Consider the following 15,465-nt stretch of genomic DNA (forward strand, 5'->3'; position numbering starts at 1 on the left):
TTCTCTAGCATTTCCACCTTTATTTACTTATCACTGTTCATTTTTATTCGGTGGTGGAAATTTTGTTAAAAAAGTCGTACTTATATTCTAGACTAAAGGAAACCCTTTTGTCAAATCTAATGCAAATTGGCGAACCTCTTGAAGTGCAAATTCATCATCTTTATTTGATAATGCTTTAATAATTGCTTGTGCAATCTTACGACTTTCTTCTTCTTTCATACCGCGGCTAGTGATTGCCGCTGCACCTATACGCACACCACTTGTTTTAAAAGGACTAAGTTCCTCACCAGGAACAGAGTTTTTATTGAGAGTGATGTTAACTGTATCAAGGAGATTTTGTGCTTCTTTACCGTTAATGCCAAGCTCTGTTACTTTGACGAGGAATAGATGGTTGTCTGTACCATCTGAGATAACGTGTAAACCGGCTCTGCTAAATTCATCAGCCATAGCTGCTGTATTTTTCACTACTTGATCAATATAGATTGAAAAATCTGGTGACAAGGCTTCTTTAAAAGCAACTGCTTTAGCAGCAATGACATGCTCTAAAGGACCGCCTTGTAAACCTGGGAAGATAGCACTATTGATTTTTTTAGCTAGCTCCGCATCATTTGTCAAAATGAGACCACCACGTGGACCACGTAATGTTTTATGTGTTGTAGAAGTTACTACATCTGCATAAGGGAAAGGACTTGGATGGTGACCTGTAGCCACAAGACCAGCAATATGAGCCATGTCTACCATCAATTTTGCACCAACACGATCTGCAATCTCACGGAATTTTGAAAAATCAATAATACGCGAATAAGCTGATGCTCCAGCAACAATAAGTGCTGGGCGATGCTTTTCAGCTTGTTCTGCAATTTCGTCAAAATCAAGCAACTCTGTTTCTGGATTAAGACCGTAAGAAACAAAATTATACATCTTGCCTGAGAAGTTGACTTGAGAACCATGAGTCAAATGACCACCAGAATTCAAGTCCATACCTAGTACAGTATCTCCGGGCTCAATCAGTGCCATGTAAGCTGCTGCATTGGCTTGTGATCCAGAATGTGGCTGCACATTAGCAAAGTCTGCATGGAAGAGTTCTTTGGCGCGCTCGATGGCCAAGTTTTCCACCACATCTACAGCTTCTGTCCCGCCGTAATAACGCTTTTCCGGATAACCTTCTGCGTATTTATTTGTTAAGACAGAACCCTGAGCTGCACGTACCGCTGGGGATACGATATTTTCTGAGGCAATTAACTCAATTGTTTCTTGTTGTCGAACTTCTTCGGCATGAATAGCAGCCCAAAGTTCTGGATCAAACGCTTCAAAATTATAAATTTCCATGTATGTCTCCTTTGCCTTATACGATGCTTACCTCAAGCACTTCTCTTTTTGCGTGGGTAGCTTTTGTACATCTTCCATTATATCTAAAGCAAAGTGCCGAACCAAATTATTTGTTCAGACAATTTCAGATAATTCTGGAACCGCATCAAGAAGTTCTTGCGCTGTAATTGCCCCTTGACGTAAAATTTTGGGCTTTTCACCAGAGAGATCCAAAATCGTTGTATCTAAACCATAAATACTGTCATCTTGAAGTGCAACAGCTGCTTTATCAAGGATAGCAGATGTTAAATCCTCATAGAAACGTGGACTTGGTGAGCCCGTAAGATTAGCAGATGGACCAACTAAAACCCCTAAAGCTTTAATTACTTCTTGTGTGGCTGGAATTGAAGGCATTCGGAATCCAACAGTAGTTTTCCCTACATGTATCCACTCGGGAACTTCCGGACTTGCTTCTAAAATAATTGTCAAGGGTCCAGGTAGAAAATTTTTCACGAGTTTTTCAAGGTAAGCAGGTTGATGCACTGAAAATTTTAAAATTGTGTCGTAATCTGCTACGTTCATATTCAACGCTTTTTCAACAGGACGTCCTTTTACAGCATAAAGTTTTTGCACCGCTGCTTCGTTGGTTGCATCCGCAAAAATGCCGTAAACTGTTTCTGTCGGTAGTACTGCCAATTCTCCTGCTTTTAAAGCTGATATTGCTTTTTCAACTGTCATTTTATAGCTCCTTTCTTAAGTAGCATTTATCTTTAAGTCGTTTTCCATCTTCGTAAATCGGAAAACTATAATGGTCAATAAAATAATTTTCTATCTTATGAGTAAATTCAAAACCACAAGCTTCATAGAAAAGAACATTCCCCGATATATCGTCTGTCCCAACGGTCATGACACCTTGGCCCTTGTACGTTTCAAAAAGGTGTTTTAGAAGCGCTCTCCCATAGCCTTGTCCTTGTGCTTCTGTAGCTACAGCTAGATTTTCAATTTCGAGAGTCAGGCTAACTACACATACTGCCCTGACTTCGGACTGATCCATCAGCACAAAAAGTTCACCTTTTGCAAGATAGCTCATAATATGCTCGTGATCATCAGCTAAAAGAAGTAAAGGGAGATAGCTCTCTTTCTTTACTTCTATACGTTTTATTTCCATCTATGTCACACTTATCATACGATCTTTTTCAAAAATATCACGGTGCACACATACTTTTTTAGCAGGAAAAGCCTTCTCAAACAAGTCTTTCACTGCTTGACCTTGTTTATATCCAATTTCTAAATATATTTTTCCTTGTGGCTTTAAAAATTGGTGAGCTGCTTCAGCAATTTTCTGATAAATTGCCAGTCCTTGCTTTTCAGCGAAGAGTGCACTATCCGGTTCAAAGCGAATGACGGATTGATCCATTTCATATGTTTCATCAAAGGCAATATAGGGAGGGTTGGACACAATAATATCGTACTGACCTGGGATATTTTCAAAGACATCAGAGAGAATGAAATTAAGAGAAAGTTGATGTGTTTTTGCATTCAATTGAGCAAGTTCAAGTGCTTTTTCTGAAAGATCCGATGCAGTAATGTCCCACTGTTTTCTTTTCTGAGCGAGCGCTAGAGCAATAGCTCCCGATCCTGTACCAATATCTAAAACCGCGCGTTTATCTTGCTCATTTTCAGCGAGAATCATCTGCACCAGCTCTTCTGTTTCTGGACGTGGAATCAGAACGCGCTCATCCACCGCAAGTTTCAAATCACAGAATTCAGCCCATCCTACAATATATTGTGGCGGTTCATTATTTTTTAAACGCTGCGCGACAGATGTAAGTGCAGCTAAATCCGTATCTGAAATCGTTTCTCTTTGTAAATTTAACCACTGTAATTTTGTAATCTCGTGTAAATTTCTCCAGACGAATTCCAGAGCAAAAGGCTCTTCCAAATCTTGAGATAATTGGCGCACTGCCTCAATCCATAACATTTTTTCTTTCCTCACTTTCCTCTCATTTTAAAGGAGAGGGAAAACACGCCCCAATAAATAAATGATGATGGGGATTTTCAGATTATCTTTTTCAAAAAGGACACCATTTTCATTACGTGTCCTATTTTTCTCATTGACAATATTTTCCAATCTTCCTAGAGCCAGTGCATCAAATCTTTTCATAATTTCCGTCACTGATTGACTGCTGTATTTGCCAAATTCTGTAAGAGAAAGAACTTTTTTACGTTTGCTCCAATTGTCTCCTTCTTTGAGCTCTTGCCAAAGACGACAATAAGCATTGTCCTTATAAAAGTCAATGCTCATCCGTACACGCCTATCCAATCTCTGAAGATGCTTTGAAGGACTCTCAACATTTTCAATGGTGATCCAATAATCTTGGTTAATTGCTTGGCAATAGAGCAAATCAAAGTGCGTTTCTTGGTTACTAACTTCAAAAACAAGGACTTTTGTCTCAACGTCCTTCACTCTCTTTGCCGTTTCCATACATCTTTGCTCTTCTGCGCGCAGCCGAATACTAAATCCTTCAAATTGAAATTCAGTCATTACTTGTTAAGCTCCGCCAATTTTTCCGTTTGATCATAAACCACAAGTGCATCAATGACTTCATCCATTTTACCTGAAAGGATGGTATCCAATTTTTGTAAAGTTAGTCCGATACGGTGATCTGTCACACGGTTTTGGGGGAAATTGTAAGTACGGATACGTTCTGAGCGATCACCTGTTCCGACAGTGGACTTACGTTCGGCATTTTGCTTATCCATCTCGATTTGTTGATAGTAGTCAAATACTTTCGTATTAAGCAATTTGATGGCTTTGTCACGGTTTTTTTGTTGTGTACGTTCTTCTTGCATTTCAACTTTGATACCTGTAGGCAAGTGAACCATACGTACAGCTGTCGCAACTTTGTTGACATTTTGTCCACCGGCACCTGAGGCATGGTAGATATCAACACGGAGATCTTTTTGCTCAATTTTCATCTCGAATTCTTCAACTTCAGGCATGACAAGAACTGTTGCTGTTGAAGTATGTACACGACCTTGTGTTTCTGTTGATGGCACGCGCTGGACGCGGTGAGCGCCAGATTCATATTTTAGTTTGCTGTAAACAGAAGTTCCCGAAACAAGAGCTGAAACTTCTTTATAACCCCCAATGCTTGTCACACTGGCTTCCATGATTTCAAATTTCCAACCTTGTGACTCTGCATAATGTTGGTACATATTTAGCAAATCGCCAGCGAAAAGAGCTGCTTCATCACCACCTGCTGCGCCGCGAATTTCTAAGATGATATTTTTATCATCATTTGGGTCTTTAGGAAGCAAGAGAATTTTAATCTTTTCTTCCAGTTCTTCTTTAGCTGCTTTTGCTTCTGAAAGCTCCTCTTTGAGCATTTCTTTCATGTCCTCATCAAGGCCACCTTCACCAAGCATTTCTTCACTGTCAGAAATAGTTTTAAGCACTTTTTTATATTCATTATAAGTAGCTACAGTATCTCGCAGATTCGCTTCTTCACGTGAAAGTTCCATAAAGCGCTTTGTATCATTGACAACCTGTGGATCACTGAGTAATTCGCCCAGCTCCTCATATCGTCCTACCATCGTTTCAAGTTGATCAAACATTTTTTATTTTTCCTTACTTCTTTTTTATATCTCTTCTTTTATACGATTACTATCCATCTTTTTCAAAGGGTGAAAATAGTGCTTACGGCACACTGGAATATAACTCTCATTACCACCAATCTGAAGTTGCTCGCCTTCATAGACAGGTTCGCCTTCAACCATGCGTAAAACCATCGTTGCTTTTTTACTGCAATACCAGCAAATCGTTTTAATTTCTTCGATTTTATCAGCCAGAAGCAATAAGTATTTTGAGCCTTCAAAAAGTTCATTTCTGAAATCATTTTTTAAGCCAAAAGCCATCACAGGGACATTTAAATCATCAACCACACGTGCCAAATCATAAATATTTTGTTTATTAAGAAATTGAGCTTCATCAATCAACACACAAAAAGGCCTTATTGGCAAGCTTTCGATATATTCATAGACATTCATGGTATCGTCAATCGCTACAGCTTCGCTACTCATACCAATACGACTTGCAACTATACCAACACCGGCACGTGTATCTAAACTAGAAGTCATAATCAAAACAGGTTTTCCCTGTTCTTCATAATTATGGGCAACTTTCAAGATTTCGATACTTTTGCCTGAATTCATACTGCCATATTTGAAGTACAATTGTGCCAATTTTCTTTCCCCTTTATAAAAATGGCTTAAAAGCCTTATTTAATAGCATTTTCCAGTGATATCATTATTTTATTTTCGATAATAATATCATTAATTATCACTATTTTTCTTTCATTTTTGCCCACTTTTTTTGCCCACCAAATTGCTTAAGAAATTTTGTTAATTCTATTCATTTTTTGGTTTAATTCTTTAGACATATTAGGTGTGACATGAGTATATATATTATTGGTAATAGTGGATGTTGCGTGACCAACTCTTTGCATCACCACTTTTTGGTTTATTCCCATTTCTGCTAATAATGAAATATGAGAGTGGCGCATACAATGGCAAGAGAATTGCTTATCTAGCCCCGTTTCTTGTCCATAATATTTAAAAGATCGATTTAGATGACCAATATTATGTGGTTGACCTGAACGAGTACAAAAAATGTATCCATGATTTTCATAACCCACATAAGTACTGTCATGATTAGCTTTCAGATACTCTTCGATAATTTCGACCGCTCTATCATTGAGATCAACTTCCCTATAAGAAGATAATGTTTTAGTCGTGGTATGAGTATGTTTCGTCACACCCTTAGTATAATCTAAGTTAGTTTCCACTTTAATTATACGTCTTGTGCGGTCATAATTTTCTTCTTTTAACGCCGCTAATTCACAGTATCTTAAACCAGTCAAAAATAGAAATTCAATAGTTAGAGCTATAAAGTACGTACGAGGATTTTCAGATTCTCTCATCCTATTTAAGACCTTAGCTAAATCTTCCACTGTAAACAGTTTTCGATTCTGCTTTTTTATATCTTCCAAAGTTTTTTTGGAAAGACTTAATTTCACATTCAATGTAGGATCTTTAGAAATAATTTCCATTCTCTTTGCAAAATCAAAAATAGACTTACAAGTTAAAAAATAACCTTTTACTGTACCTGATTTTAAATTCAAACTATTAAAAAATATCTGAATTTGGAAAGTTGTAAGTTGTGATATTTCCTGGTCTCCAAATTCATCAACGAAACGCTTTATTTGTTTTCTCCTATTATTTAAGGTCGATGGCTTTAGCCTTTTACTACAGTCATTTAACCATAAATTAGCCACAGAAGAAAAAGTTAAAGAATTAATATTTAAACTAGAATTTAATATATTTAATTCACTTTGTTCAATTTTTCGCTTAGCCTTTGTTAACAATATTTTTCTAGCTTTTGTTTTAGCTTGATTTGAATTAGATGTCAAAGTTACAGAAACTTTATCCTCAGATTTTGTAACTATATTAAAGTATCTCATACGCCAGAGAAACTTGTTTTTCCGAGATTCAGACCATAAACTTCCTACTTTTATATCTTCAACTTTCATATTGCCTACCTTTTCTTTTGGGAAAAGTGCAGAATAAAAATCATACTTATTATATCATTTTTATCTGTATTTTTCCTCGTCTTTTATTTTTAAAAATTCGTCAAATGCTGGAAACCATACACGTCCGCTCATTCTAAAATAATCCCCTTGCATGAATCGTTTATCTTTTTTCATTTCGCAAATTTTATTTCTAGCGGTCGAAACCTTTATAGAATAAAAGTTTGAAATACCTTCAGCATCAATCATCTTCTTATCCACGGTTATTTCTGTTCTACTCATCCTTCCCCCCTATATACAAAAAAACAAGGGCGAGATTTCTCCCACCCTTCATATTCACCGATTTTACTTTAACTACTTATAATTCTTGTCTTACAACTTTCCCCTCCTTATCCCTTTTGATAATAAATTTCTGGATGTATACTATAAAAGTAGACAGAACTTTATGTGTTATAATCTGTTTTAAAAGACATGAAAACGAAAGGACATCCTATGTCAAAATCTAAACGCTACGATGAAGAATTCAAACAATCCCTTGTCAATCTTTATCAAACTGGAAAAACTCAGTCTGAACTCTGTAAAGACTATGGTGTATCTCAAACAGCACTTTCTAAATGGATCAAACAGTATTCTCAAGTTAAACTCGAAGATAATTCTGTACTTACTGCCAAACAAATACAAGACCTACAAAAACGTAATGCACAGCTTGAAGAGGAGAACCTCATCTTAAAAAAAGCAAGTGCCATATTCATGCAAAACTTAAAGTAAGACTCCTCGCTGTCTATCGGTTACGCTTTGAACACGCCACAACAACCTTGTGTCGTGTTTTACATGTCAATCGTTCTACTTACTATAAATTTTTAAAACATAAGCCCTCAAAAAGAGAACTGGATAATCAAATTTATAGAAAACAAATACTTCAAATTTATACCAAAGCAAACAAAAGACTTGGTGTGAAGTCTATCAAGGTCATTCTTCAAAGAGACTATGATACAAAAATCTCTGAAGGAAGAATTTACCGTCTCATGAAGAATATGGCGCTCCCTAAAATGGCAACCGTTAAGCCAAAACGCTCACTTAAAGAAGTTCAAAAAACGTACCCTCAGAACTTACTCAAGCAAGAATTTAATCCTGACCAACCAAATCAAGTATGGACAACAGACTTCACCTATATTTCTATCGGATATAAGAAACATGTCTATCTCTGCGCTATACTTGATCTCTACTCTAGAAAATGTATTGCTTGGAAACTCAGTCATCGTATCGATGCAAAGTTAGCATGTGACACTCTAGAATTAGCACTTAATAAAAGAAAGATTGAAGGAACACTTCTCTTCCATTCTGACCAAGGTTCACAATTTAAGGCCATTGAATTTAGAAAAATAATTGATGACAATAATATCATGCATTCTTTTTCTAAGCCTGGATATCCTTATGATAATGCCGTTACTGAAGCATTTTTCAAGTATTTGAAGCATAGACAAATCAACCGAAAAAATTATCAAAATATGAAACAGGTTCAATTAGATTGCTTTGAATATATTGAGAATTTTTATAACAATTACAACCCACATTCGGCTAATCTTGGACTCACTCCTAATCAGAAAGAAGAAAATTACTTTAATTCAATCAATTAACACTTTTTTCTGTCTACAAATTTGACATTAGTCCAAATTAAGAGTTTTTATTTTATGAGTAAGATGAGTAATTAAACTACCAGTTTTTTTTGTGTTTATTTTAAGAAGGCTTGCAAGTTCTTCTGTACTTCTCCACTCCCCTTCTTGTTGCAAATGATCTAAAAGTTGTAATTCTAGACTAACATTTTTTTCTAACGCTTTAATTTCCATTTGATACCCTTTCAAAAGATTTAATATCTATTTTTAAAATAGGATTATTGACTAGCTTATTTTATTATTCAGTTTTTATTATATACCTTAATACAAAAATAGTATATCATACGAATACGTTGCTTTATAATATTATATAATCTACTATTTTTAATCAAATATCTATAGAAATAAGTCCTAATTCATTGGCAATGTATAATATAATTTGTTAGAATAAGTTTAATTTAACAACCCTTTATACGCAATAAAGTATTATTTTATTTCTAAAATTAAGTAGAAAAATTTCACAATATAGAGAGTAGAAAATAAATGAGTAAAGTACGTTTAGAGGCATTTACAGATGCTGTAATTGCCATTATCATGACAATTTTAGTTTTAGAATTAACTCGTCCCACTTCAGATACATGGAATGCTTTAAAAGAAATACTACCACATCTAGCAGTATATTTTATAAGCTTTATAATACTAGCCATCTACTGGGTTAATCATCATCATCTATTACAAAGTATCCAAAAAATTGATAGTAAAGTATTATGGATAAATATATTTTTCATTTTCATATTATCTTTAGTACCTATATTTTCTAATTGGGTTTCTCTTTATCCCAATTCTTTTATTCCTGAGTTATGCTATGTTCTTCTATTTTCTTTTGCGAATTTAATTTATTATTTTTTAACAAAATACCTTTTAAAAATAAACAAAAGAATACGAAGTGACAATGCAACATTAAAAAAGAACATCGTTAGTGTTATTTTAAATATTATTAGCATTGCTTTAGGTTACTTCATTGCCCCTATCATTATGTTGATTGGTTCTATTATTGTTTTTTCATTATGGGTAGTTCCCGATAAAAAAGTAGAAGAAATATTTAGATAAAAACTAGTTTCTATATTCTAACTATATAGTTCAATTATCAAAGTTTTTTACTAGTAGTAAAAAAAATAATATATGTAAAATTTACACATCGATTAGGTCATGAAAGTATCTTGCTAATACAATATTTAAGATTTTTTATTGTAATGCAATAAGCGAAAACAGAAGAATAAGTCTTTATAAAACATAAAAAAATCTAGTATTATACTAAGGTTTTTTAATATCTTTTGCTATTACTTCTACTTTAATTTACATAATAAAAAATTGCTATATATATCACTGCACAGCAATTCTTTATTATATAAATTTATATACACACTATTTTACTTTCTTGGTTAGTTTTTTGGTTAGTTTTAGATTTCCTATTTCAAAGACCCTTATCTACTAGAATAATTCTTCTTTTTCAGATAAAGGTCTATATTAACAGAAAATAGTAACCTTATCTCACATTAAAAGTCTCAATAGGAAATAATAAATTAAAAAGCCCCCCAGAATCCAGGGACTTACCTATAAGAACAGATACTTATTATATCATAAAAGATTATTATTAAAACTACCGACTAGCGCAATAGTTGATTGAATTCACAAAGTAAAAAGTCGTTAGAAACTCCTAACAACTTTTGATTTTATATAACTTCATTCAACCTCAGAAATACTTCTCACCACAAATGAATGAAGTTCATCTTCGGTTTTTAAAAATCCATAATTTTCGGATACATGCTTAATTGCTTCATCCATATTATTAAATTCTTTTATAATGTTATATCCGTTATTCTCACCTGTAAAATTGGGTAATGATTTTTCTTCAAATGAAGAAGAGATTTAAACTTGAATTTCATTTTAAAGTCCTCCATCTACACTTAAAATTTTTCTTTATCTTTAAAGTATTTGTTTTTCATTTTAAGTGCAACATTAACCAAAGCAATCATAACTGGAACTTCCACGAGAGGACCAATTACAGCAGCAAAAGCTTCGCCTGAATTAATCCCAAACACACCAACAGCTACAGCAATCGCAAGCTCAAAGTTATTGCTTCCTGCTGTAAAGGAAAGAGATGTTGCTACTGGATAGCTTGCTCCCATTTTCTTAGACATAAAGAAAGATATAAAGAACATCAAGACAAAGTATAAAAGAAGGGGAGTAGCAATTCTTACTACATCAAGTGGTAATTCTACTACTTTATCTCCTTTTACTGCAAACATAATGATAATTGTAAATAAAAGAGCAATCAATGTAAGACGACTTACTTTGGGAATAAATTTTTCTTCAAACCATGTTTTACCCTTAAGTTTTATCAATCCAAAGTGGGAAATAATTCCTGCAATGAAAGGAATCCCTAGGTAAATAAACACTGAAGTTGCTATTTCACCAATTGTGATATGTACGGCATAATCTCCTAATCCCAACCATTTTGGCAGCAAAGTGACAAAGAAATATGCAAAGATAGAATAAAAGAATACTTGGAAAAGAGAGTTGAAAGCTACAAGCCCTGCCGTATACTCGCTATCTCCATGTGCTAAGTCTGTCCAAACAAGAACCATAGCAATACAACGAGCAAGTCCTATCATAATTAAACCAACCATGTAGCTAGGATAACCTTGTAAAAATACAATTGCAAGGACAAACATCAATACTGGACCAATAATCCAGTTTTGAATAAGAGAAAGTAAAAGTACTTTCCAGTCTTTAAATACTTTCCCCATTTCTCCATATTTCACTTTTGCCAATGGAGGATACATCATGAGAATTAAACCGATAGCAATAGGTATAGATGTAGTACCGATTGATAAGTCGTTAATTGTTGTTGCAACGCTCGGTACAAAATAGCCCAAAGCTACACCAACAGCCATCGCTACAAAAATCCATAATGTGAGATAACGATCTAAGAATGAGAGCTTCTTAGTTACTTGATTCATTTTTTACTTTTCTCCTAATTTTGTTGTTTCTTTGCCAACTCTTGATAATTCTTATTTCCACCTGATAAGTTATAAACTTCTTTAAACCCTTCATTTCTCAATACGTTCTGAGAAGCGTTGCCTGTCACTCCTTTATTACAATAAACAATTGTTTTCTTATTTTTATCAAGTGTTGAAGCCTTTTCTCGGAGCTCTGCTAATGGTATGTTAATAGCATTAGGTACATGATTTTTTTCAAAACTTTTTGGAGCTCGAGTATCAATAATTGTAATATTTTCATTGTTTTTTTGAAGTTCCATTAAGTCATCCGGAGTAATAAGTGGAGCTGTTGTGAGTGCATTGGTTAATGCCATACCTGTATATGCTACTGGGTCTTTTGTAGTAGAAAATGGTGGTGCATAAGCTAAGTCCATGTGGAATAAATCTTCTGCAGTAACTCCTAAAGTTATTGTTGAAGCAAAAACATCAATTCTTTTATCAACTCCTTGAGGACCAATAATTTGTACACCCAAAATACGATGAGTGAGCTTATCAGCCACTGCCTTAATAACCATTTCTTTACCGTGCATATAGTCTGGTTTATCTGGCTTAATATTAAAGAGTACTGCAACTTCATAACCTTCAGCTAAGGCTTCTTTTTCTGTTAATCCAGTTTGAGCAATTGTTAAATCAAAGAAACGCAAAATACCAGTTCCTAAAATACCTTGAAAACGAAGTGGGCCGCCTGTCATAGCGTCTCCAGCAACTCTACCCATCTTATTTGCGGTAGAAGCTAAAGGACGATAGGTAGGCTTTCCGGTAATAATGTGGAAGCTCTCAGCTGCATCACCCACTGCGTATACATCAGGTATATTTGTTTGAAGTGTATTATCTGTAGCAATAGCCCCTGTTTCTCCAATTTTTACTCCAATGGACTGAGCCAGAGATACATTAGGTTGGACACCAGTTGCTAATATATACATATCTGCAGATAGTTTTGTTCCCTTGCTAGTGATTGCTTCATCAAGTTGAGTTTCACCAATCAAGGTTTGTATTGTTTCTTCAGAGCGGAAATCAATACCTTGTTTTATCATTTCGTCTTCAATACGAATAGATATATCCCAGTCTAAATGTGACATAGGATGTTTACCACGTTGAAGAATTGTAACTTCAATTCCACGTTCCTTTAGTTGTTCAGCAACTTCAAGACCTATATATCCTGCCCCTACAACTGCAGCAGTCATGGGCTTTTTGTTTTCTATAAAGGACTTGATTTCTTTTCCGCTATTAATGTTTCTAACTTGAAAAACGTTTTCGAAATGTTTACCTGCAAATACATTAGGGGTACGATACGTTGCCCCTGTAGCAAAAACTAAAATATCATAGTTATCTTCAAATACTTCTCCAGATAATAGATTTTTAACTGTTAGTGTTTTTGTAGAGTGATTAATACTTAATACTTCATGTGAGGTGTGTATATCAACGTTATAACGTTTTTTAAACCACTTTGCATCACGTGGTGTTAACTCTTCAAAATCTGCTATTTCTCCACCAATTGCATATGGAATCCCACATACAGCATATGAAATATCAGTATCTTTATCATAAAGAGTTATCTCTGCACTTTCTGTGTTTCGACGTGCTTTAGCAGCTACACTAGTTCCAGAAGCGACTGATCCAATAATAATTATTTTCATAAAAATATTCCATTTCCCTATTTTTCAAAGTCTGGTTGCCATTTTTCAACAGCATATTTATTATCAGAAAGCTTAGCAACCTTTTCAATCCATTCGATTTCATTTGAAGCTCTAGCTTTCAAAACAGCATTCGTGGTATGAGTCGCGACCATACTTTGGTTAACTAACCACCAAGTATGAGCAATATTTGCTCTATCTAAATCATCAGCAAGTCTCATAGATTCATAAACAGGAGTTGTCTCAGGCAATGTGACCATAAGAACTTCTGTTTCATCAGGATTTTGTAAACGAGGGAGCAGTTTCTGAATTGCTTCGGGAACTTCACCGCTTGTTCTTTCCACTTCTTTAGCATAACTCTGAGTAGATTCTAAAAGTAGTAATGTATGACCTGTCGGTGCGGTATCGATAACAACAATTTCATCATCAGCTTTTTCTACAATTTCTGCAAAAGCACGGAATACAGCGATTTCTTGTGTACAAGGTGATTCTAAATCTTCTTTGACATAATCAAAATCATCCCCTGACATAGTTTCTCGTGCTTTAGCTAATACTTCTTCTTTGTATTCTCGAAGCTCTTTCTCTTCATCAATATGACTAAGAGATAAGCCTGAGGTATCACCTAAATAAAAATTAAGATGGTCTGCAGGGTCTGTCGTTGCTAGATGAACTTTTTTTCCACGTTCTTTCAATGCTTGTGCTATTTTAATTGCAATTGTTGTTTTACCAACTCCACCTTTACCCATTGTAAAAATTATTTTCTTATCCGTCTTAACAAAATCATTAATAATATCGGATATATCTGGATAATCTATAGAGTTTGAATTTGTTAATGCAATCTCTGGCTGTTTTTCAGATAGAAGTACGCGTATTTTATCTAAACCAGTGACATTATATGGTCGTAATGGTATATAAAGCAGTTCGTAGTCTTTTAATTCTTGAGGTAGGTTATCCAAATCATTTCTTTGTTGATTATAAATAATTTCTGAAATTTCATCGTCTGCACTATCTAACAAACCATTGATGATTAATTTTTGATTATGGATACCTAAATCAGAGAGTTCTTTTGAAGCTCTACTTGCCTCTTGAATTGCTGCTTTTTGTGGACGAGTGACAAGCATTAAGGAAGTTAAAGTACCGTCAGATAATGTTTTCACAGCCTGTTCATAGCTATCTTTTTTATCACCTAGACCAGAAAGTTGACCTAAGCAAGAAACTCCTGTATCATTTTCATCTAAATAATTAGACCACGCAGAAGGTAAGGCAAGCATCCTTAAAGTGTGACCTGTTGGAGCTGTATCAAAAACAACATAGTCGTACTCGCTCTCAACTGACTTATCAGTTAGAAATCCTGCAAACTCATTGAATGCAGCAATTTCTACTGTACAAGAGCCAGATAATTGTTCTTCCATATTTTCAACTGCAGAATCTGGAAGAACTCCTCTATAAGGACCTACAATACTTTCTTTATAATCGTTGGCAGCTGTGACAGGGTCAAAATTAGCAACTTTTAAATTTGGAATTTGATCAATTACTTTTGGTTTATTTGTTAATTCTGTTTGAAAAACATCTTGAAGATTTGAAGCAGGATCAGTACTTACAAGAATTACTTTTTTTCCTGAATCTGCGAGATTAGCGGCTGTTGCACATGCAGAAGTTGTTTTACCAACTCCACCTTTACCAGTAAAAAAGAGATATTTTGTTAAACCTATATTTTTTGGATTATATAACTTCATTTATTCCTCCTCAATTAACAACATCCTGTATTTCCACCACAACAAGAACCTTTAGTTTGTGTTTTAACTTCTACCTCTTTTTTTTCATCAACAGCACAACAACCTTCTGTGCTATCGCAACAAGTGTTATTCTCTACTTCATCAAGAGTTTCACAGTGTGCTTGAAGTTCTGTAATTGTTGGATAGCTACCAGTTTTTATCACTGTACCATCTACCATAGTTACAGGTAGTATTTCATTACCTTTGCTTTGAAGGAGGTTCAAAATAGTTTCATTGACAACAAACACTTGAGGATTACTTGTCAAATTATAGCGATATGCTTTGATTTCTTTATTATCTTTTAAACTATCCATCAAATTTGTGATACGTAATAACTCTGAATCAACTGACGGACCACATACTCCTGTAGAACAACACATTGCTGGTTCAAATATTTCAATTTTTTGCATTTTAGTTTATTCCCTTCTTTATTTGCTACAAGAACAGCCATTTTTTCCTGTTCCACATACACAAGTCTCTTCATC

Annotated in this window: 16 protein-coding genes and 1 pseudogene; 2 read left to right on the forward strand and 15 right to left on the reverse strand. The window is 34.6% G+C overall.

Translation table 11 applies throughout. From position 1 onward, the window contains the following. Nucleotides 1-87: 87 nt before the first annotated feature. From glyA to J0J33_RS10200, 9 genes are all read right to left on the reverse strand, one after another. Nucleotides 88-1,329, reverse strand: coding sequence for a serine hydroxymethyltransferase (gene glyA / locus J0J33_RS10160; RefSeq protein WP_019293400.1), 1,242 nt, complete (start codon nt 1,327-1,329; stop codon nt 88-90). A gap of 114 nt (nt 1,330-1,443) precedes the next feature. After that, nucleotides 1,444-2,046 (reverse strand): L-threonylcarbamoyladenylate synthase, encoded by a 603-nt coding sequence (locus tag J0J33_RS10165; RefSeq protein ID WP_117517746.1) that lies wholly within the window; start codon nt 2,044-2,046, stop codon nt 1,444-1,446. Nucleotide 2,047: 1 nt separating this feature from the next. Further along, the gene (locus J0J33_RS10170) at nt 2,048-2,476 is read right to left on the reverse strand and encodes an N-acetyltransferase (RefSeq protein ID WP_206887772.1); all 429 of its coding nucleotides are present in this window, start codon (nt 2,474-2,476) and stop codon (nt 2,048-2,050) included. After that, a complete protein-coding gene (gene prmC / locus J0J33_RS10175; RefSeq protein ID WP_019293403.1) occupies nt 2,477-3,289 on the reverse strand; it encodes a peptide chain release factor N(5)-glutamine methyltransferase in 813 nt (270 codons plus the stop codon). It abuts the gene before it with no gap. 27 nt (nt 3,290-3,316) lie between these two features. Next, on the reverse strand, nt 3,317-3,853 hold the full coding sequence (locus tag J0J33_RS10180) for a hypothetical protein (protein WP_117517740.1): 537 nt from the start codon (nt 3,851-3,853) through the stop codon (nt 3,317-3,319). After that, a complete protein-coding gene (gene prfA, locus J0J33_RS10185; protein WP_019293405.1) occupies nt 3,853-4,926 on the reverse strand; it encodes a peptide chain release factor 1 in 1,074 nt (357 codons plus the stop codon). The genes J0J33_RS10180 and prfA overlap by 1 nt, the downstream gene beginning before the upstream one ends. Nucleotides 4,927-4,950: 24 nt before the next feature. Further along, nucleotides 4,951-5,553, reverse strand: a complete 603-nt coding sequence (locus J0J33_RS10190; RefSeq protein ID WP_019293406.1) for a thymidine kinase — start codon at nt 5,551-5,553, stop codon at nt 4,951-4,953. A 146-nt stretch (nt 5,554-5,699) separates the two neighbouring features. Next, nucleotides 5,700-6,899 carry a site-specific integrase gene (locus J0J33_RS10195; RefSeq protein WP_206887775.1) on the reverse strand — a complete coding sequence of 400 codons (1,200 nt, stop codon included), beginning with the start codon at nt 6,897-6,899 and terminating at the stop codon, nt 5,700-5,702. Between the two features lie 60 nt (nt 6,900-6,959). Next, the gene (locus J0J33_RS10200; protein ID WP_206887778.1) at nt 6,960-7,178 is read right to left on the reverse strand and encodes a hypothetical protein; all 219 of its coding nucleotides are present in this window, start codon (nt 7,176-7,178) and stop codon (nt 6,960-6,962) included. 210 nt (nt 7,179-7,388) lie between these two features. On the opposite strand from J0J33_RS10200, the gene J0J33_RS10205 reads away from it, so the two are divergent. Next, a protein-coding gene (locus J0J33_RS10205) for an IS3 family transposase (RefSeq protein WP_206889150.1) occupies nt 7,389-8,533 on the forward strand; the annotation gives its coding sequence in 2 pieces (ribosomal slippage) (nt 7,389-7,620 and nt 7,620-8,533; 1,146 coding nt in all). 27 nt (nt 8,534-8,560) lie between these two features. On the opposite strand, the gene J0J33_RS10210 is transcribed toward J0J33_RS10205, so the two are convergent. Next, complete coding sequence (locus J0J33_RS10210; RefSeq protein ID WP_206921830.1) at nt 8,561-8,743, reverse strand: hypothetical protein; 183 nt, start codon at nt 8,741-8,743, stop codon at nt 8,561-8,563. 309 nt (nt 8,744-9,052) lie between these two features. Between J0J33_RS10210 and J0J33_RS10215 the strand changes: the two genes are divergently transcribed. Beyond that, the gene (locus tag J0J33_RS10215; protein ID WP_206921731.1) at nt 9,053-9,619 is read left to right on the forward strand and encodes a TMEM175 family protein; all 567 of its coding nucleotides are present in this window, start codon (nt 9,053-9,055) and stop codon (nt 9,617-9,619) included. Between the two features lie 633 nt (nt 9,620-10,252). Here the strand turns inward: J0J33_RS10215 and J0J33_RS10860 are convergent. The 5 genes and pseudogenes from J0J33_RS10860 to arsD form a co-directional block, all read right to left on the reverse strand. After that, nucleotides 10,253-10,455: pseudogene (locus J0J33_RS10860) on the reverse strand (hypothetical protein). 21 nt (nt 10,456-10,476) lie between these two features. Continuing rightward, nucleotides 10,477-11,532 (reverse strand): ACR3 family arsenite efflux transporter, encoded by a 1,056-nt coding sequence (arsB, locus tag J0J33_RS10220; protein ID WP_206887780.1) that lies wholly within the window; start codon nt 11,530-11,532, stop codon nt 10,477-10,479. A gap of 14 nt (nt 11,533-11,546) precedes the next feature. After that, nucleotides 11,547-13,208: an FAD-dependent oxidoreductase gene (locus J0J33_RS10225; RefSeq protein WP_206887783.1), complete on the reverse strand. Its 1,662-nt coding sequence runs from the start codon at nt 13,206-13,208 to the stop codon at nt 11,547-11,549. A 17-nt stretch (nt 13,209-13,225) separates the two neighbouring features. Further along, nucleotides 13,226-14,941, reverse strand: a complete 1,716-nt coding sequence (gene arsA / locus J0J33_RS10230; RefSeq protein ID WP_206887785.1) for an arsenical pump-driving ATPase — start codon at nt 14,939-14,941, stop codon at nt 13,226-13,228. 14 nt (nt 14,942-14,955) lie between these two features. Continuing rightward, nucleotides 14,956-15,390, reverse strand: coding sequence for an arsenite efflux transporter metallochaperone ArsD (gene arsD / locus J0J33_RS10235; protein WP_206887786.1), 435 nt, complete (start codon nt 15,388-15,390; stop codon nt 14,956-14,958). Between the last annotated feature and the right edge of the window lie 75 nt (nt 15,391-15,465).

Source organism: Lactococcus sp. LG1267 (assembly GCF_017309545.1).
Lineage (GTDB): Bacteria > Bacillota > Bacilli > Lactobacillales > Streptococcaceae > Lactococcus > Lactococcus petauri.